Source organism: Enterobacter cloacae complex sp. IR5459 (assembly GCF_049238005.1).
Classification (GTDB): Bacteria; Pseudomonadota; Gammaproteobacteria; order Enterobacterales; family Enterobacteriaceae; genus Enterobacter; species Enterobacter hormaechei_C.
Window position 1 is genome coordinate 472,027 of the sequence record NZ_JBMKIG010000003.1, and the last position, 16,629, is coordinate 488,655.

Annotated in this window: 14 protein-coding genes; 6 read left to right on the forward strand and 8 right to left on the reverse strand. The window is 51.2% G+C overall.

Annotation, left to right across the window (positions count from 1 at the left end):
• Positions 1–43: 43 nt before the first annotated feature.
• On the forward strand, positions 44–523 hold the full coding sequence (locus ACOTX4_RS08670; protein ID WP_003860591.1) for an RrF2 family transcriptional regulator: 480 nt from the start codon (positions 44–46) through the stop codon (positions 521–523).
• A 66-nt stretch (positions 524–589) separates the two neighbouring features.
• Here the strand turns inward: ACOTX4_RS08670 and oqxB are convergent, their stop codons facing one another.
• Together oqxB and ACOTX4_RS08680 are read right to left on the reverse strand one after the other, a co-directional pair.
• A complete protein-coding gene (oqxB, locus tag ACOTX4_RS08675; protein ID WP_045330478.1) occupies positions 590–3,742 on the reverse strand; it encodes a multidrug efflux RND transporter permease subunit OqxB in 3,153 nt (1,050 codons plus the stop codon).
• 23 nt (positions 3,743–3,765) lie between these two features.
• Complete coding sequence (locus ACOTX4_RS08680; RefSeq protein ID WP_003860596.1) at positions 3,766–4,941, reverse strand: efflux RND transporter periplasmic adaptor subunit; 1,176 nt, start codon at positions 4,939–4,941, stop codon at positions 3,766–3,768.
• 338 nt (positions 4,942–5,279) lie between these two features.
• On the opposite strand from ACOTX4_RS08680, the gene ACOTX4_RS08685 reads away from it, so the two are divergent.
• Positions 5,280–5,633: a helix-turn-helix domain-containing protein gene (locus tag ACOTX4_RS08685; RefSeq protein WP_022651570.1), complete on the forward strand. Its 354-nt coding sequence runs from the start codon at positions 5,280–5,282 to the stop codon at positions 5,631–5,633.
• Between the two features lie 227 nt (positions 5,634–5,860).
• Here ACOTX4_RS08685 and ACOTX4_RS08690 read toward each other — a convergent pair whose 3' ends face one another.
• From ACOTX4_RS08690 to ACOTX4_RS08705, 4 genes are read right to left on the reverse strand one after another with little or no spacing between them, the layout of a single operon-like run.
• Positions 5,861–6,343 carry a DUF2514 domain-containing protein gene (locus ACOTX4_RS08690; protein WP_343459286.1) on the reverse strand — a complete coding sequence of 161 codons (483 nt, stop codon included), beginning with the start codon at positions 6,341–6,343 and terminating at the stop codon, positions 5,861–5,863.
• Positions 6,340–6,969 (reverse strand): glycoside hydrolase family 19 protein, encoded by a 630-nt coding sequence (locus tag ACOTX4_RS08695; RefSeq protein WP_343459287.1) that lies wholly within the window; start codon positions 6,967–6,969, stop codon positions 6,340–6,342. The genes ACOTX4_RS08690 and ACOTX4_RS08695 overlap by 4 nt, the downstream gene beginning before the upstream one ends.
• The gene (locus ACOTX4_RS08700; protein WP_024203029.1) at positions 6,959–7,252 is read right to left on the reverse strand and encodes a phage holin family protein; all 294 of its coding nucleotides are present in this window, start codon (positions 7,250–7,252) and stop codon (positions 6,959–6,961) included. The genes ACOTX4_RS08695 and ACOTX4_RS08700 overlap by 11 nt, the downstream gene beginning before the upstream one ends.
• A complete protein-coding gene (locus ACOTX4_RS08705; protein ID WP_032634965.1) occupies positions 7,239–7,643 on the reverse strand; it encodes a putative holin in 405 nt (134 codons plus the stop codon). The genes ACOTX4_RS08700 and ACOTX4_RS08705 overlap by 14 nt, the downstream gene beginning before the upstream one ends.
• A gap of 153 nt (positions 7,644–7,796) precedes the next feature.
• On the opposite strand from ACOTX4_RS08705, the gene ACOTX4_RS08710 reads away from it, so the two are divergent.
• The 3 genes from ACOTX4_RS08710 to ACOTX4_RS08720 are packed head-to-tail and all read left to right on the forward strand — an operon-like array spanning position 7,797 to position 10,527.
• Positions 7,797–8,159 (forward strand): GtrA family protein, encoded by a 363-nt coding sequence (locus ACOTX4_RS08710; protein ID WP_047052272.1) that lies wholly within the window; start codon positions 7,797–7,799, stop codon positions 8,157–8,159.
• Positions 8,156–9,073, forward strand: coding sequence for a glycosyltransferase family 2 protein (locus ACOTX4_RS08715; RefSeq protein WP_129329156.1), 918 nt, complete (start codon positions 8,156–8,158; stop codon positions 9,071–9,073). The genes ACOTX4_RS08710 and ACOTX4_RS08715 overlap by 4 nt, the downstream gene beginning before the upstream one ends.
• Positions 9,070–10,527, forward strand: a complete 1,458-nt coding sequence (locus ACOTX4_RS08720) for a glucosyltransferase domain-containing protein (RefSeq protein ID WP_047052268.1) — start codon at positions 9,070–9,072, stop codon at positions 10,525–10,527. Before ACOTX4_RS08715 ends, ACOTX4_RS08720 begins: the two co-directional genes overlap by 4 nt.
• Before the next feature lie 29 nt (positions 10,528–10,556).
• Here the strand turns inward: ACOTX4_RS08720 and ACOTX4_RS08725 are convergent, their stop codons facing one another.
• Complete coding sequence (locus tag ACOTX4_RS08725) at positions 10,557–13,262, reverse strand: right-handed parallel beta-helix repeat-containing protein (RefSeq protein WP_219822510.1); 2,706 nt, start codon at positions 13,260–13,262, stop codon at positions 10,557–10,559.
• Positions 13,263–13,457: 195 nt separating this feature from the next.
• Between ACOTX4_RS08725 and ACOTX4_RS08730 the strand changes: the two genes are divergently transcribed.
• Positions 13,458–13,718, forward strand: a complete 261-nt coding sequence (locus tag ACOTX4_RS08730; protein ID WP_040117940.1) for a hypothetical protein — start codon at positions 13,458–13,460, stop codon at positions 13,716–13,718.
• Positions 13,719–14,153: 435 nt separating this feature from the next.
• Here the strand turns inward: ACOTX4_RS08730 and ACOTX4_RS08735 are convergent, their stop codons facing one another.
• Positions 14,154–16,628: a phage protein gene (locus ACOTX4_RS08735; protein ID WP_040117941.1), complete on the reverse strand. Its 2,475-nt coding sequence runs from the start codon at positions 16,626–16,628 to the stop codon at positions 14,154–14,156.
• Position 16,629 lies beyond the last annotated feature (1 nt).

Here is a 16,629-nt window from a genome sequence, read left to right on the forward strand (position 1 = left end):
GGTGCCAAAAAGAACAAGATTCACCGCAACCCAGGACAGAAAAATGTTAGATTACCGCTTCCCGACAGCTTTGCAGATGGTTCTCAGCGTAGCGATGGCGGAGCAATCGGGTGAACGTTCGACGAGTGCAATCCTGGCTTACGGCCTGGAAGCGAATCCGAGCTTTATCCGCAAATTAATGGTTCCTCTCGCCCGCGACGGCATTATCGTCTCCACGCTTGGCCGCAACGGCTCTATTCATCTTGGCCGCCCGGCTGAAGAGATCACCCTGCGTGATATCTACCTTTCCGTCACTGAAGATAAAAAGCTGTGGGCGTCCCGTCCTGACGTCCCGGCCCGCTGCGTGGTCAGCGCCAACGCCTGCTGGTACTTCAAATCAATCGCTGATGAAGCGGAGCAGGCTTCGTTAGCGGTTTTAGCGCGCCATACCGTCGCCAGCGCGCTGGAAGAGGTGAAAAAAGCCGATACCAGCGGGTGCGATCCGGTGCCGGAACTCTGTACGCAGCATAAAAAAGCGCCTTAATCCTGACAGACTGCGAAAAAAAAGCCGCCTTCATTGTGAAGGCGGCTTTTTGCTATCTGCTACGTCCTACGCAGGCAACACCTCTCTTTCCGCTTTGCCGCGCGTCACGAACTTACGCAGCGTCACGTAAAATACCGGCGTCAGGAACAGACCAAACAGCGTCACGCCCAGCATCCCGGAAAAGACGGTGATCCCGGTGACGCCGCGCACTTCTGCCCCTGCCCCGTGACCAAGGATCAGTGGAATAGTCCCGGCAATAAAGGCGATAGAAGTCATTACAATCGGGCGTAAACGCAGGCGGCACGCCTCCAGCGCAGCCTCCATGATGCCTTTGCCCTGAATTTCCAGTTCGCGGGCAAACTCAACGATAAGAATCGCGTTTTTACAGGCCAGCCCCATCAGCACAACCAGCCCTACCTGCACAAAGACGTTGTTATCGCCCCCGGTCAGCCAGACGCCGAACAGCGCGGAGAGCATCGTCATCGGCACGATGAGGATCACCGCCAGCGGCAGCGTCCAGCTTTCATACAGCGCCGCCAGCACCAGGAACGCCAGCAGCACTGCGACCGGGAAGACGATCAGCGCCGTGTTGCCCTGGGTGGCCTGCTGGAAGCTCAGGTCCGTCCATTCAATATTCATCCCGTTCGGCAGGATCTGCTTAGACATAGCGTCCAGCTGCGTCATCGCCTGCGCGGAAGAGAGCACGCGCGGGTCGGCATCACCAATCAGATCCGCCGCCGGGTAGCCGTTGTAGCGGATCACCGGGTCCGGACCGTAGGTGGTCGTGATGTTCACCATACTGCCAATCGGCACCATTTCGCCCTGGCTGTTGCGGGTACGCAGATTCGCAATATCTTCCACGCTGTCGCGGAACTGCCCGTCAGCCTGCGCCATCACGCGCCAGGTGCGACCGAACTGGTTGAAATCATTGACGTACGAAGAGCCCAGATAGGTTTGCAGCGTCCCGAAGAGATCGGTCAGCGACACGCCCTGCGCTTTCGCCTTATCGCGGTCAACCTGGACGTCCAACTGCGGCACGTTAGCCTGGTAGGTTGAGATGGGGAAATGCATCCCCGGCGTCTGCATAATCGCCCCGGACATGGTGTTCACCGCGTTTTGCAGCGCGCCATAGCCCAGACCAGCGCGATCCTGTATGTACAGCGAATAGCCCGACCCCTGACCCAGCCCTAAAATCGGCGGCGGCAGAATCGAGAAGCCAAAGCCCTGCTGGATTTGCGCGATTTTCGCGTTGATCTCCGCGTTAATTTCCGCCGCGGAATGTTTACGCTGGTCGAACGGCTTCAGGCCAAAAAAGACCGTCCCGGTGTTCGGCGTATTGGTGAACTGGAGCGCATTTAGGCCAGGAAACGCGACCGCATAATCCACGCCTTCGGTATTCATCCCGATTTCGCTCATTTTGCGGATCACCGCATCGGTACGCGCCAGCGACGAGCCTTCCGGCATTTTCACGCCGCCAATCAGGTACAGCTTGTCCTGCGTGGGAATAAACCCGCCGGGCACCGCTTTAAACATGACGCCTGCGGCACAGAGCAGCAGCAGGTAAACCACGAATACCGCACCGCGCCGTCCCAGCGTTTTGCCCACCAGCCCCTGATAGCCGTTTGAACTGCGGAGGAAAAAGCGGTTAAACGGACGGAAAATCCAGCCGAACAGACGATCGATAAGCCGGGTCGGGAAATCTTTCGGGGCGCCATGCGGCTTCAACAGCAGCGCGGCCAGCGCTGGCGAGAGCGTCAGCGAGTTGATGGCGGAGATCACCGTGGAAATGGCTATCGTTACCGCAAACTGTTTGTAAAACTGACCGGTCACGCCGGAGAGGAACGCCATCGGAACGAATACCGCACAGAGCACCAGCGCAATGGCAATAATCGGCCCGGACACCTCACGCATCGCCTGATGCGCTGCCGCAAGTGGGGCGAGCCCCTCTTCGATATTTCGTTCGACGTTTTCCACCACCACGATGGCATCGTCCACTACGATACCAATCGCCAGCACCAGCCCGAACAGACTCAGGGTATTCAGCGAAAAGCCCAGCAGGTAGAGAATACTGAAGGTACCCACTACCGATACCGGCACCGCAATCAGCGGGATAATCGACGCGCGCCATGTTTGCAGGAACAGGATCACCACCAGCACGACCAGTACCACCGCTTCCAGCAGCGTTTGCACCACCGCACGGATTGAATCACGCACGAAGACCGTCGGATCGTAAGGTGCCGCCCACTTCATGTCTGCCGGGAAGCGCGTGGACAGTTCGTCCATTTTCGCGCGCACCGCGTTAGACAGATCGATGGCGTTCGCCCCCGGCGACTGGAAGATACCAATCCCGACCGCGTCTTTATTGTTCAGCTGGGAACGCAGGGCATAGCTCCCGGAGCCCATTTCAATCCGCGCCACGTCGCGCAGGCGGACGACCGTACCATCCTGCGTTGTTTTCAGGACAATATTGCCAAACTCTTCTTCGGTATGCAGGCGGCCCTGGGCGTTAATGGAGATCAGGAAGTCGCTCTCTTTCGGCAGCGGCTCGGCACCAAGCTGACCGGCGGAGACCTGTACGTTTTGCTCCTGCATCGCCGTGACCACGTCCGAGGCGGTCAGCCCGCGCGCCGCCACTTTATTAGGGTCCAGCCAGACGCGCATCGCGTACTCACCGGAGCCGAAAATCTGGATCTGGCCGACGCCGGGCAGGCGCGCCAGCTCGTCCTTCACCTTCAGCGTGGCGTAGTTACGCATATACAGTGAATCGTACTTACCACCAGGCGAAAACAGATGCACCACCAGCGTCAGCGTTGGCGACTGTTTCTGAGTCGTGATGCCCAAACGCCGCACGTCTTCCGGCAGACGCGCCTCGGCCTGCGCGACGCGGTTTTGCACCTGAACCTGCGCCTGATCCGGATCGGTGCCCGGGCGGAAGGTGACGGTAGTCACCAGCACGCCGTCAGAGCCCGCGACGGATTTCATGTACATCATATTTTCAACGCCGTTAATCGCCTCTTCCAGCGGTGTTGCCACGGTCTCAGCAATCACTTTCGGGTTGGCGCCCGGATACTCGGCGCGCACCTGCACGCTTGGCGGCACGACGTCAGGGTATTCGCTCACCGGCAGCAGCGGGATGGCGATTAATCCTGTGATAAAAATCAGAATCGACAGTACGGCGGCAAAAATCGGCCTGTCGATGAAAAAACGGGAAAAGTCCATGGATTGGATTCTCAGGTAAGGGATCAGTTGAGGGCGGCGCTGGCGGTCATGGCAACGGTTTTTGCATTAACCGGCATACCCGGCATAAACACTTTTTGTAAACCATCGACGATGACTTTATCCCCGGGATTCAGCCCCTGCTGTACGATACGTAAACCGTCGGCCAGACGCCCGGGCGTGATGTCGCGGCGCTGCGCTTTTCCGTCTTTATCCACGATATAGACGTATTTACGATCCTGATCGGTTAGCACCGCCTTATCGTCAACAAGCGTGGCTTTAAATTCCGCACTGCCCGGCAGGCGTACGCGGGCAAACAGTCCCGGCGTGAACTGACGCTGTGAGTTATCCAGCAGCGCGCGCATGCGGATGGTCCCCGTACCCTGCGTAAGCTGGTTATCCAGGAAATCCACTTTGCCCTGATGGGGATAGCCCTCTTCGCCCGTCAGGCCAATCTCCACCGGCAGCGCCGTGTGATTGCTTGACGCCCCCTGCCCGCTGCGGGCCAGTTTCTGATAGTGAAGGTAGGTTGACTCGTCCACGTCGAAGTAGACATAAACCGTCTTCTGCGAGACCAGGGTGGTGAGCACGCTGGCGCTGTCGCCCGCCGTCACCAGGTTACCGCTGGTGATCAGCGCCCGGCTGGCGCGACCGTCGATAGGCGCGGTCACTTTGGTGAAGTCAAGGTTAAGTTGCGCAGCGTCAACCGCCGCCTGCGCGGCGCGAATGTCGGCCTGCGCCTGAACGGCAGCCGAGCGACGCTGCTCCCACTCTTCCCGTGAGACCAGATGGGTATTGATCAACTTATCGGTACGGTTGGCTTCACTTTGCGCGAGGCTGGCCTGCGTTTTGGCTCTTGCCAGGTTCGCCTGCGCCTGTTCCAGCGCGGCGCGATAGGTTCGGTCATCGATGGTGAACAGCACCTCGCCCTTCTTCACTTCCTGGCCGTCGGTGTAATTCACTTTCTCAATGTAGCCGGACACGCGCGGACGCAGCTGAACGCTTTCCACCGCTTCAATGCGACCGTTAAAGCTGTCCCACTGGCTAATGGATTTCACCACCACGTCAGCAGCGCTGACAACGGGCGCTTGCGGCGCGGCATTTTGCGCGACGCTGTCATCGCACCCGACGAGAAGCACGGAGAGTAAAACCACCCCCATCGCGCTCAGATGAAAGTTACCCCAGGTTTTTTGCAGGCTCATTATTTTTATTCCGGTTATTGTAGCCGCCGGGCAAGACGCAGCGGGAGACGCCGCGCCACTTCCTTTGTCCGGTAGCTGGCTTAAGGCCATTTGTGTCGTTCATCGCCACAAAACTGTAACAGTTGCGAATACACTATTCGCGGCGATTGTAGGAAGGCGCTTAACTAAGTGCAAGAATAATTGTTGCACTTTATGTGCTATTTGCGGCAAAGGTAAATCACGTGTTTTGAGCAGGGATTTAAATGCAACAATAAAACTTGCAATTAATGTAAAAACGGGTCACCTTTAAGTGCAACAAACAAAGATGCTTTTTAATGCGTGGCGTAGGGGGAAGCAAGATGAACACGGGTGCATTCATTCACGATTTACTCGACTGGATCGACAACAACCTCGATAGCCGTCTGGACATTGAAACCGTCTCCAGGCGAGCCGGCTATTCGAAATGGCACCTCCAGCGACTTTTCAAAGAACATACCGGCTCCCCTCTCGCCGAATATATTCGCGCGCAAAAGCTGCAAAAATCGGTTGAGCGCTTAGCCCACAGCGATGAACCGATTCTGAACGTGGCGATCGCGCTGGGCTTTGACTCTCAGCAGTCCTTCAATCGCAGCTTTAAGCGTCAGTATGGTCAGGCGCCAGGGGCATGGCGACGCAGTATCGGCTGCCGTGGATCCCGGCAGATGAGCCAGTAGCTCACGTCCCGTTCGGATATCAGCTACAAAAGAAAAACCCTCTGTAAACAGAGGGTTTTATCAGTCTTACCTGTTTATAACTTCGCAGGAAAGGTTATGGGCTTACTCCCACTCAATTATTTACGGCATGCATAACTAATTGACTGACAATAAGTTTCTTGAGACTTATTTTCACCGTACCGTTTTATATACCGTCACCGGAAATCAGTACCATGAAAAATGCCATGTCACCGTGTCAGTGAATCGTACTGCTTTTCACAGACTCGTCCGGCTTCGGCGGCCCGGTCAGCGTACTCTGCCAGTTGTCGGTTTCGCTCGAGAGATTTGCTGAGCACGTCGGCAAGCAAAACTCCGGTGTCTGCGGCTGACGTCCCAGCGCCGACAGTGGCGTTATACTGCCTGAGCTGCTCACGGATGGCAACGAGCTGTTGCTGCAACCGGCCAGCGCGAGCGGAAGCATCAAGAGCATCATTGCGCGCCTGGTCAATCCTCTGCTGCGCTTCTCGTTCATTGGTCGCTTTCTCCTGTTCTTTCAACGAACGCAATTTTGCGTCGACCTGTTTCTGATCTGCCTGTGCCTGCGCATACCCGGCGGAGTACTGCCGGTCACCGTGAGCATTCCAGGCGACCCTGCAACCGATCACCAGAGCAGCAAGCATCAACACGATAAGCAACTGTTTCCAGTACGCTTTAACGAATGCCCAGATCATACCGCCAGCACCTTACTGGCGGTGATGTACCGTGCGCGCCGGTCGTCGATACCGTTCTGGCCGCCATTGATGATCTGCGTGACGCGCACCAGGTCTCCGGTGTACTTCATACAGCCTTTGGTTGCGAAGAACCACGCCGCGCTGCGGGCCGCATACTCGTCCTGTGCCAGCAGTTCGGGCTGACTAACCAGCTCAATTTTGAGCCCGTTGCCACAGTCTCGATAGTTGTTCAGGCCGGTGATCTGGATAAGCCCGCGCCCGCGGTAAAACCAGCCGTCGGTAGGCCCGTTATTCCCCATGCGCTTGCTGTACACCAGATTGGCGATCGCACGCTGTCTTTCGAGCGGTAACGATGGCTCACCAGCACGGCGGCCCAGCGCGTTGGCCTGGCCCTGCGTGAGTCGCCCGCTCCGGACGAATCCAGCCAGCCCGGTTACGCTGTAGTTGAAGTTCTCCTGCAGCCGGGTGAAGCCACCAGACTCATGCCCCACCTGCGCGATAAACATAGCCTGATGCAGCGGTTGCTCAATGCAAAACTCTTTCATGGCCGCGGTGATATGCGGGAACCAGCGCGCGGCCAGTTGCTCGTTAATGCCGGCAGCGCGGCGAAATTGATTAATGTCCATGCTGGGACCTCGTTATCTTGAAAATTTGCACCACGTTCCCTTTTGTCTTGATGAGCGCAGCCAGGAACACAGCTTTGATGATGACTTCTGACCAGTCGGCGCTGACGTAGTACCCGTAGAACGTCCGGATGGGTACGCTGGCAGCCACGACGATCAGCAGGTAGGCGAGCCATCCTCCCCACCAGCGATGGCGTGACCCGTCACGGCGGAATAGCAGGACTCGGATTGCAATGCCGCCGCAGATGGCGGCGTTCAGGATGAGAAGCAGTTCAGGACTGGTCATCGTCTTTTCTCCCCGGGATCAGGTCGCGCGGATTTTCAGAACGGTGATACAGCCAGATGCCAATGCGAACAGCGACGATTGCTGACACGAACGCCCCGGCAGAAAACACGATTCCCTTCTCGAAAGAGTCCTGTGTAATCGTGGGGATCATGCTGGCAATACCGATAAGAATGGATGCTGTCGCTTTGTAGAATAGAAGGCCGCAGAAGAAGCTGAGGAACGCCAGAAGTAACCGCCGCTTTATGGGATACTCCACCGCTGAGGTAACAAAAATTACCGCACCAGCGAGCGCCCCTAAAGCCACCTCCGGCGGCACACCCGCGACCACAGACATTAGCGCGCTCAGGCTAAGCCCCTGATTCAGCGATTCCGTGGTTAACGAGTGCGACATAGCGACCACCGTTTAATGTGCATAAAGAACCCCCTTAGTTGGTGAGTTCATCATACACAATAAACCATATGTGGTTTAAAAAACCTCAGACAACTCTTAACGAAATTACCCAAAAGGTGATAAAGTAAGGTTTTATATTTTTCGGGCGTAAAAGTGCTTAAGTTATTCGCAAAGTACACATCGATTGGCGTCATTAACACGCTCATTCACTGGGTTGTGTTCGCTATTTGCATTTATGCATTTCACACAGGGCAGGCACTTGGTAACTTCGCTGGGTTCGTCGTGGCAGTGTCATTCAGCTTCTTTGCAAATGCCAGATTCACGTTCAAGTCTTCCACCACAACCATGCGCTACATGCTTTACGTTGGATTTATGGGCTCGCTGAGCGCTGCTGTTGGTTGGGCTGCTGATAGGTCCGGAATGGCTCCGATCGTGACCCTTATTCTTTTCTCCGCCATCAGCCTGGTGTGCGGTTTTATCTATTCAAAGTTCATTGTCTTTAGGGATGCGAAATGAAAATTTCTCTGGTCGTTCCCGTCTTCAACGAAGAAGACGCAATACCGATTTTTTATAAAACGGTTCGGGAATTTGAAGGGCTTCAGCAGCATGAGGTCGAGATAGTATTCATAAATGACGGCAGCAAAGACGCGACAGAATCAATTATAAACGCGCTTGCTGTTTCAGATCCGCTTGTGGTGCCGCTGTCGTTCACTCGCAACTTTGGAAAAGAGCCAGCTCTATTCGCCGGGCTTGATCGTGCCACCGGAGAAGCGATTATCCCGATTGACGTCGACCTTCAAGACCCCATCGAAGTTATTCCTCACCTGATTGAGAAGTGGCAGGCTGGCGCTGATATGGTTCTGGCTAAACGCTCTGATCGCTCTACAGATGGACGACTGAAGCGCATGACCGCTGAGTGGTTCTATAAGCTGCACAACAAAATCAGCAATCCAAAGATCGAAGAAAATGTTGGAGATTTCCGCTTGATGTCTCGCGAAGTCGTAGAGAACATTAAGCTCATGCCAGAACGCAATTTGTTCATGAAGGGTGTTCTTAGCTGGGTCGGTGGACGTACTGATGTTGTCGAATATGCTCGCGCAGAACGGGTTGCTGGCAGCACGAAATTTAATGGATGGAAACTGTGGAACCTTGCCCTGGAGGGGATTACCAGCTTCTCTACTTTCCCGCTTCGCATGTGGACATACATCGGCCTGTTCGTTGCCGGTGCTGCGTTTTTGTATGGCGCATGGATGATTTTGGATACCATCATTTTTGGTAATGCTGTTCGCGGATATCCTTCCCTGCTTGTTTCAATACTTTTTTTGGGAGGAATTCAGTTGATAGGAATTGGAGTCCTTGGCGAGTATATCGGAAGGATTTACGTGGAAGTGAAGAATAGACCTCGTTACGTGCTGAAGGGAAGAAAATGATAAGAAATCTTAAAAATGATAAGTCTATATTTTTAATATCGCTGGCTCTATCATTTGTATATATATTGCCATTTATCATTAATAACAACTATGTTGTAGATGATTGGCTTAGGACTGATACCGGAGTTACTGCTTGGGAGGGTAACGGGAGGCCTCTTTCCTCTGTCATAATGGCTGCGATTAGCATGTTTGGCGGAGGTTTAAATTTCTTTGGGGATGGTGTTTTATATGATGTTTTCCCGCTTACCATTATATTATGCGCTTTTGTGATGATCTTTTGCGGGTATCTTATCTCTGCTGAACTAAGCCTTAAATCCCCAATTGCTAAAGCAGCATGCATGTTATTACCACTGACTTCAACTTTATTCATTGGTAATATTTATTTCAGGTTTGACTCTTTAATAATGTCATTGTCCTGTCTCGGGGCTATTTTACAGGCAAGGATGAGCGCAGAGAGAAGTATTGTCTGCTGGATTAGTTCGGTGGCGATTGGGTTTATTTCAATATCAATATACCAGGCATCTATACCATTCGTTTTATCTTATCTTGCATTAATGTGCTTTATGAGGTGCTGCAATGAAAATAAAAATGATGTTATTAACTTAATCTTAAAGGTATTTTCATCTCTTTTCTTTTCGTTCTTGCTTTATAAAGTAATGATGCTGGTGTTCTTTGATGGAGATTCCTATACATCCGGATACACGGACACTCACTCTGAGTTAATCCCACTTTCAGTTGATGGATTAAAGACATTTGTAAATAACTTCTCATTGTTTATAAATATGCTTTATAAGGTTACTGCATTTGCCCCTGGTATTATTTTGTTAACATTGATAATTGTTATGTTGGTAATTTCATCAATAGAAAGAAATAAAACAACTGCATTTTCAGTGCTTGTATTTGTAGCAATAATAGTTCTCGGATTTGCTCCTTATCTGGTTTTGAAAAGCCCTATAGTAGAGCCTAGAGTGATGATAGCCGCTGGATTATCATTTTGTGCACTATTAAAGGGTGCAGAAATGATGAGTAAATTAGGTGCTTTGTCAAAATCATTGATTGTGGTAATTATTACATTCAATTTTAGCCAAGCATATGGAGTATCGAATGCTTTCAAAATCTATCAGCGTATAGACAGAGTGGTCGCTCAGAATATTGCCTACAACCTAATTGAATGTGGTTATAAAACAGGTGATAAGATAGTAATTTCTGGCTTCCCTTCTTATCCAGATTCTGTCAAGAGAATATACGATGCTATTCCGGTATCGCAATATCTTGTAGGCTCTGCCTTTGCAAATTACAGGTTCAAGTATAGCCTTATGAAACAGTATGGCATATCATCACCTATACCAAAAGATGAAAGGTTTAAAGGAGATGGAGAGATTATAAAAAACAATAGCCTTATTAAATTGATTAAATACAAAGATGGATACAGAATATATATAAATAGAATGTAAAATAACGCCCCTTGGAGGGGCGTTATTTTTTATAGCACTGAGTCATATTGAACCAGAGGTTTAAGACTGATGGTTACATCTGTTTGATTTGTTACCGCTGGAATAACAACACCAGACGATCCGACCGCAATGTTAGCGATAACACCTGTCGTAGATGACCTCACAACATCTGTCGATGTGCCAGTAGTGCCTGTGTTAGCTAGTTGTACCTGCCTTGCTCCAAATGCATCTCCAGATCCTGCAATGGTTGCCTGCCAAACCCCTCTAAATAAGCTGGCTGGAATTGAAGTTGACGCCGATCCTGCTGGAATAGAGATTCTTGTATTGTCGTAGAAAATTATGTCTGAGGCTGACATTGTGCTACGAGAACCAATGCTTAATGCCTGGTTTCCAGAAAATGATATATATGTCCTTCCATCCAAAACAAACGATGATAGCAACCCTGCCTGGTTTAATGTGTTTAAATCCACAATATTTCCATGAGCGATGATTGATTTGGGAATTCCAGAAATTTTATATCCAATTACACGATAGTTAAGCGACAGGTTGTTCAGTTGCTTAACGCTGTTTCCCACCAAACGTATGCGCTGACCTCTGTAAACTTTGTTAGTCCCCGCTCCAGCATTCACAGCTATGCCCTCAGTCGTATTGTTGACTGTGTTGCACTTCATGACAACACTATTGTGGCTGATATCAATATCCTGGAAAACGGCGTAGTTGTCGTCACCAGCACCTGTGCTTATTGCTACCCCATCGTATGCACGGAGTTCACAGTAGTTATTGTGTATCTTGACAAAAGGGTCTGGGTATGTGGCTTGCGTGGCTTCGCCACCACCACCAACATCAATGCATCGTGTATACTTAGCACCGATCAGTAGGCCTGTAGTTTCACTGGCAGGTACATCACGGGAACGGACATAGTTATCAGCGACAATCAGGTTATATGGTTCATAGTTGGGTGCCCAACCTGGTCCACACTTAGCGTAGATACCTACAACCCCATGCTCAAGGCAATGGTTGTTTGCGATGATAGCCTGGCCTCCACCATGGAAGTCAATACACTTGCGGCGGCAGTTACGAATCATATTCTCAGTAATTGTTACATTACGGATTCTTCGGTTTCGACCATGTGTGATACCGTAGCCTGGGTCGTAACTTGCGTTCAGTACATCATCCCCATCAGGGTGACCGATGTCTTCGATGTTATTCGCCATGTAGTTCAGGCGATATCCAGAGAGGACGTAGATGCCTGCACTGTAGCACTTGCGAATACGTGTATTAATAACCATCACGCCATCAGGTACATCTGCATCTGTGGTGTAATCACTTGCACCATAGGCTGCTGCTGTGTTACGGATGCCAATACCTACCGCACCAAAGTTAAACCCAGAGATGTCACAGTCATTGATAAGAATACCACGGCATGCACGTTGAACCTTCACACCGCAAGCCCAGCTACCGATGTTGCCGCCAAGGAACTTGCCCCACGTGTTCTGCCAACCTGAAGCTTGGCTGCCGTCTGCATTGTATTTAGGGAATTGACCTGTAACACCAGCGTATGCTCCGCCAGTATATGCGCTGGTATCAAGGGCATTATTTGGTGCAAGAACTAGAGCAGAATCGTACCCGAATCTGGCTTCTCCTTTCTCTGCATACCCAGTTGTGGTATCAATTGCAGGGAAGATTCCCGGACCCTTGATAGTTAAATCAACAGTAACATGCTCACAGGCTATGAGGCTTAACGCATCAAGGCCATGCGTCTTAACCAGCAATGTTCCATTGTGAATTTTGATACCCTTCTTTCCAACCAATGCAAGGCATGGGCTATAGTTATAAGTACCGTCAGAAAAGTCGGCTTCATTTGGATATTGAATAGCTAGGGCATAATTCTTACTTATTAGAAATGTGCCACCAGCAAGATCAAGATCACCATCAGTTTCGTCTATAAATTTTTGAAGTGCTAATGTGTCATCATCTTCACCATTGCCTATTGCTTCAAAATCGAAAGGACTTTTACGCTCATTAAGTTTATCTTCTACAGTGCGATCGCCGTAACCAATCTTTGATGAGCCTGTTGGCTTCGCCAGCTCAATAAGAACGTCTGATGCTGATCCTGATGGTGGAAGAACAGGGAATGGATTGCCTGCACTATCAAAGGCGACAATTTTATTAGCCCTTGCAGCTGCATCTGGCAATGTAGGTATTGCCTCAGGAACGCGTAACGTGCGATTTAGATTGTTGTTTGCCAGCGTATCAACATAGTTTTTGGTGGCCGCATCTTGCGGGTCTCTCGGATCGCGTAAATTTCGAATGTAGTTGTTCAGTGCGTCGTACCAGTTCGCGATGCTCGATGGCTTGCGAAGAGCCAGGCGGAACAAACTGTATGCCTGCTGGATCAGCATAGTCAGCTTGTCAAAGGCATCTTCATGCACCTCAGCGAAGAACTTGCCCTGGTTGCGCAGGTCGGTTTCCTGCGTCGGCTCCAGTTCTCTGGCAATGGAAATCTTCCAGCCATTTGTCAACGGAGTGGTGAGAACCACATTACCGCCGCTGTATCCTCCTGCGTTCGTAACCGTATAGTCAGTATCCAGAACCAGGACTGTGATGTTTTCGTTGAGATCTACAACTGATACAGCAAGATCTGTTTTTTTGAATATGCGGAACGTGTACGGGAAGGATGTCGTAACGCCGTTCCCCGTGTAATCGTTATGGTCAACTACGGTTGATACCGTCATGGCCTGTCTCCAGTTAAGCAGCGCCCGGCGCGCGTGCATCATCAGGACAGTTTATTACCTAGCAAACCTTATATGAATTGAATGAATAACAATCAGGAAAGTTATTACCTTTTAGGTAAATGGCAATTCGTGCTGGATAGTATTTCGAACATTTGCTACTGTACATATATACAGTGAATGCATGGAGATTATCAGATGCAACGTCAGTATCATCACCCGCTGGAAAAAGGATTTGCCGAACGAATACACACGCCGGGAGGCGTCCGCTCCCTTGTTGAAGATTCACACCTGATGACGTTGCTGCGCCAGTTGGGTGAGGATGGCTTTAATGTTGATGGCCCGATGGCAGAGCTGACTGCCCTGGTTAACTATGTCACCAGCTCGCAGATGTCCATGAAGGATCTGCAAATGCATCTTGATTACTGTGCAGAACAATTACGAAAACAAACCAGATAGAATTTACTTTTGGGGTATAAAATGTATTTGCCACGATCTGTGGCCTACACATGGATATGCTCATAATGAAAAAAATCTTTGCAGTTTTATTAGTTCTCTTGTCACTTGGTGCAGCAACACAGGCATACGCCGGAAATTGCCAGCATTCTGATGATACTGCTTCAGATGGATCCCGCTGCGGTGGTCGTTCTGCCGACTCAAGGCCTGGCGGTAAGTAATGAATTAAAGCCCGCTAAGCGGGCTTTTTTGAATTACTTATAAATCACAACAACCTGCCTATTAATACAATACTGAATACTATCAATCCAAACCAACAAGCCACACGCAGTTGCGGTTCTAAATCAAAACCTTTTTTATCAAACATATATGAGTAGACTAGAAAAGCAGCGCATATCAATACTATAAAGATGATCTGATACATTATCTTGCCCAGTATTATTGTGGCGTAACGTCCTGAGGACGCCACCAGTAAGTCTGGTTGAAGTTCTTCTTCGATCTCTGCTCTACCTTACGGAGATAGCCAGGAGAGAAGTATTCCTGCATCTGGTTAAATATCATATGGTCAAGCGCCGCTTTTGCATACCAGAGATTAGCACCGGGTATCAGCCCTTTGCCCAACTTAACAAGATCGCCTCCTGTCTGCTCCGGCTTACCCTCTACAGCATTGAGCGGGATCCCCTGCCCCAGCTTAACCACATCATCTACCAGCCCGGCCACCGGCCCGAGCATTGAAGCCAGTGCCCCACCGCCGTAACGGGTATGGTCTGACAGCAGAAAATCACCATAAAGGCCAAGGCCGCCACCTTTCAGCAGAGCGCCAAGCCAGAATTTACCAGCATCTTTACCGGTCATGTCGCGAGCATTACGTCCGGATGCCAGATCGTTAAGTTGCTGAGAAAGCGCACCAAGAATCGTGGTGCTGGCGAGGAATGTAGCGATGTAAGCGGCGCGTCCGCCTGCGGACGGCATACCCATTGCGCGTGTCCAGTGGCGCATTACCACTGAGATCGGAAAGGACTTAAACAGGAAAACGCTTCGCGTAAGTTCACCCTTCCACGTTCCGCGTTGCAGGCCACCACCGGTAAGAACCTGTTCTCGCGCGCCGGGAGTAATGACAGCCATATCAACTTCTTCAGATACCGCGCCAAGCAGCCGACGCATTGCCTCAAACCTGACGCGTTCCGGCGGTCCAATATGCTGTAATGCAGCGTCGGGGATGCGCATGATACTTTCTGGCGTGAGCATGGTTGTATTACCATTTCCCCAGTCTTCCTGTTGCGCAAGCTTCCACACACTGAAGTCCTGATCAGTAATGCCCTTACTTTTTAGGATGCGGAAATCATTGTCATCAAGGCTACGCAGATCTGGAGTCCGGCTTACCACTTCTCCCAGGCTACCCATCATCGTAACGCCATAGGCTCGCTTATGCGCATCAGTCCACGCAGTCAGGCCACTGGCGCGCATCACCGCCGTCGCTGCCCAGCGTGATATAGACGGTCCCATGTTGTCCATCGCCCAGCGGTTAACACTGCCGAGAAGTGATTCCATTGCCAGGCCAGCCCGGCGCGCCCGTGCCAGTTCCGTTCTGTTCGCCGGGTTCATCGCTTCAATTTGGTTCATAAACAGCTTGTTCATCGGTAGATTCGCTACCTTTGCCGAAAGGTACATTGTCCCGAGATCAGAGAATGACGCGAGCAGCGCAGAACCAAGACGGCTGGCGACCATCCAGTTACGCATATTGTCAGACCACCGGGCAATATGCGGATTAGCTATGGGCTGTGTTTTACCAGAGATGAAGTTATAAAGATTCTCTGTGCTGTTGGCGAGGCGCTTTACCCTGCCGGTGCGCTGTGGATTGGCAGTGGCCTGTTCTGCGGTAACCTCGTCGAGAATAGAGCGGAATACGTGATCAGGGTTTGGTCCGTAGGTTTCCACCAAGGCTATGTCTTTGCTGATGCTTTCCAGATGCCCTACCATGACCTCCCACAGTGAGCGATCTCCATAGTCACGCTGATACTCCATGTAAGAATCGGCGTCTTTGAAATGGATCTGACGGGAGGCATTGCCCCGGTTTGCTCTGGCACCGGAAAGACGCATGCCGCTGTCGCTGAGTTTATTCAGCCCGCCGGTGGCAATCGTGTTGTAAGCCTCGCCGAGGAAGGTTGTCAACTCGGCATCACTCATCAGTTGACCGTCTTCACGGATGTAATATTTACGGTCGAGCTTTCCGATAACATCGCTGACCCATTTATCACGCGATACTCTCCCGACCTTATCCATAGAGTGATGTTGCGGAACGCCCCAGTTTTCCAGGTAGCCTATATCACCACCAGCATCATTGAAACGACGGCGCAAAAGTTCGGTTACATCCGCCCAGGCTTTCGCCCCTTTTTTCGCCCTTACGTTCCCGGTATCCTGTCCACGCATTTCATAAACCAGATCGCGCACGCTGGCTTCATCTTCAAAGAGGTGAAAAAAACGCGGATCCACGGCCTCAAATGCTTCCTGTATCTGGCTTAATGCATAGTCACGGGTAGCTTTGCCGCGTGATTCCACGGAAAGAAAATTAGATTTGCCGTCGGCGTGAAATGCAATTGTGCGGTTAAGCGCTTCAAGCTTTCCGTCTGTTCCCTGATAATTATTAATGAACGTATCAAGGCGCTGTCGGGCCGCGATGGTCAAGGCGACACGACGTTTTTTCAAAGAAGCTTCATTCTTCAGTTCATCAGCTGCGAGTTGCCCGGCGCGGCGCAGGCGTTCTGCGTCAGTCAGCACTCGCCAGGATGCGGGATCATTACGCGCCAGTTGGCGCATGTTCCGGTAAATTCTATCCTCGATGTTCTGAATTTCCTGTTGTGTCAGGCGACGGCTGGCGGCCTGCTGAACTGCATTAATACATTCCTGGCGCATA

Coding starts and splice junctions, on each gene's coding strand:
- ACOTX4_RS08670 (WP_003860591.1), top strand. CDS start 44: ATGTTAGATTACCGCTTCCCGACAGCTTTGCAGATGGTTCTCAGCGTA.
- oqxB (WP_045330478.1), bottom strand. CDS start 3,742: ATGGACTTTTCCCGTTTTTTCATCGACAGGCCGATTTTTGCCGCCGTA.
- ACOTX4_RS08680 (WP_003860596.1), bottom strand. CDS start 4,941: ATGAGCCTGCAAAAAACCTGGGGTAACTTTCATCTGAGCGCGATGGGG.
- ACOTX4_RS08685 (WP_022651570.1), top strand. CDS start 5,280: ATGAACACGGGTGCATTCATTCACGATTTACTCGACTGGATCGACAAC.
- ACOTX4_RS08690 (WP_343459286.1), bottom strand. CDS start 6,343: ATGATCTGGGCATTCGTTAAAGCGTACTGGAAACAGTTGCTTATCGTG.
- ACOTX4_RS08695 (WP_343459287.1), bottom strand. CDS start 6,969: ATGGACATTAATCAATTTCGCCGCGCTGCCGGCATTAACGAGCAACTG.
- ACOTX4_RS08700 (WP_024203029.1), bottom strand. CDS start 7,252: ATGACCAGTCCTGAACTGCTTCTCATCCTGAACGCCGCCATCTGCGGC.
- ACOTX4_RS08705 (WP_032634965.1), bottom strand. CDS start 7,643: ATGTCGCACTCGTTAACCACGGAATCGCTGAATCAGGGGCTTAGCCTG.
- ACOTX4_RS08715 (WP_129329156.1), top strand. CDS start 8,156: ATGAAAATTTCTCTGGTCGTTCCCGTCTTCAACGAAGAAGACGCAATA.
- ACOTX4_RS08720 (WP_047052268.1), top strand. CDS start 9,070: ATGATAAGAAATCTTAAAAATGATAAGTCTATATTTTTAATATCGCTG.
- ACOTX4_RS08725 (WP_219822510.1), bottom strand. CDS start 13,262: ATGACGGTATCAACCGTAGTTGACCATAACGATTACACGGGGAACGGC.
- ACOTX4_RS08730 (WP_040117940.1), top strand. CDS start 13,458: ATGCAACGTCAGTATCATCACCCGCTGGAAAAAGGATTTGCCGAACGA.
- ACOTX4_RS08735 (WP_040117941.1), bottom strand. CDS start 16,628: ATGCGCCAGGAATGTATTAATGCAGTTCAGCAGGCCGCCAGCCGTCGC.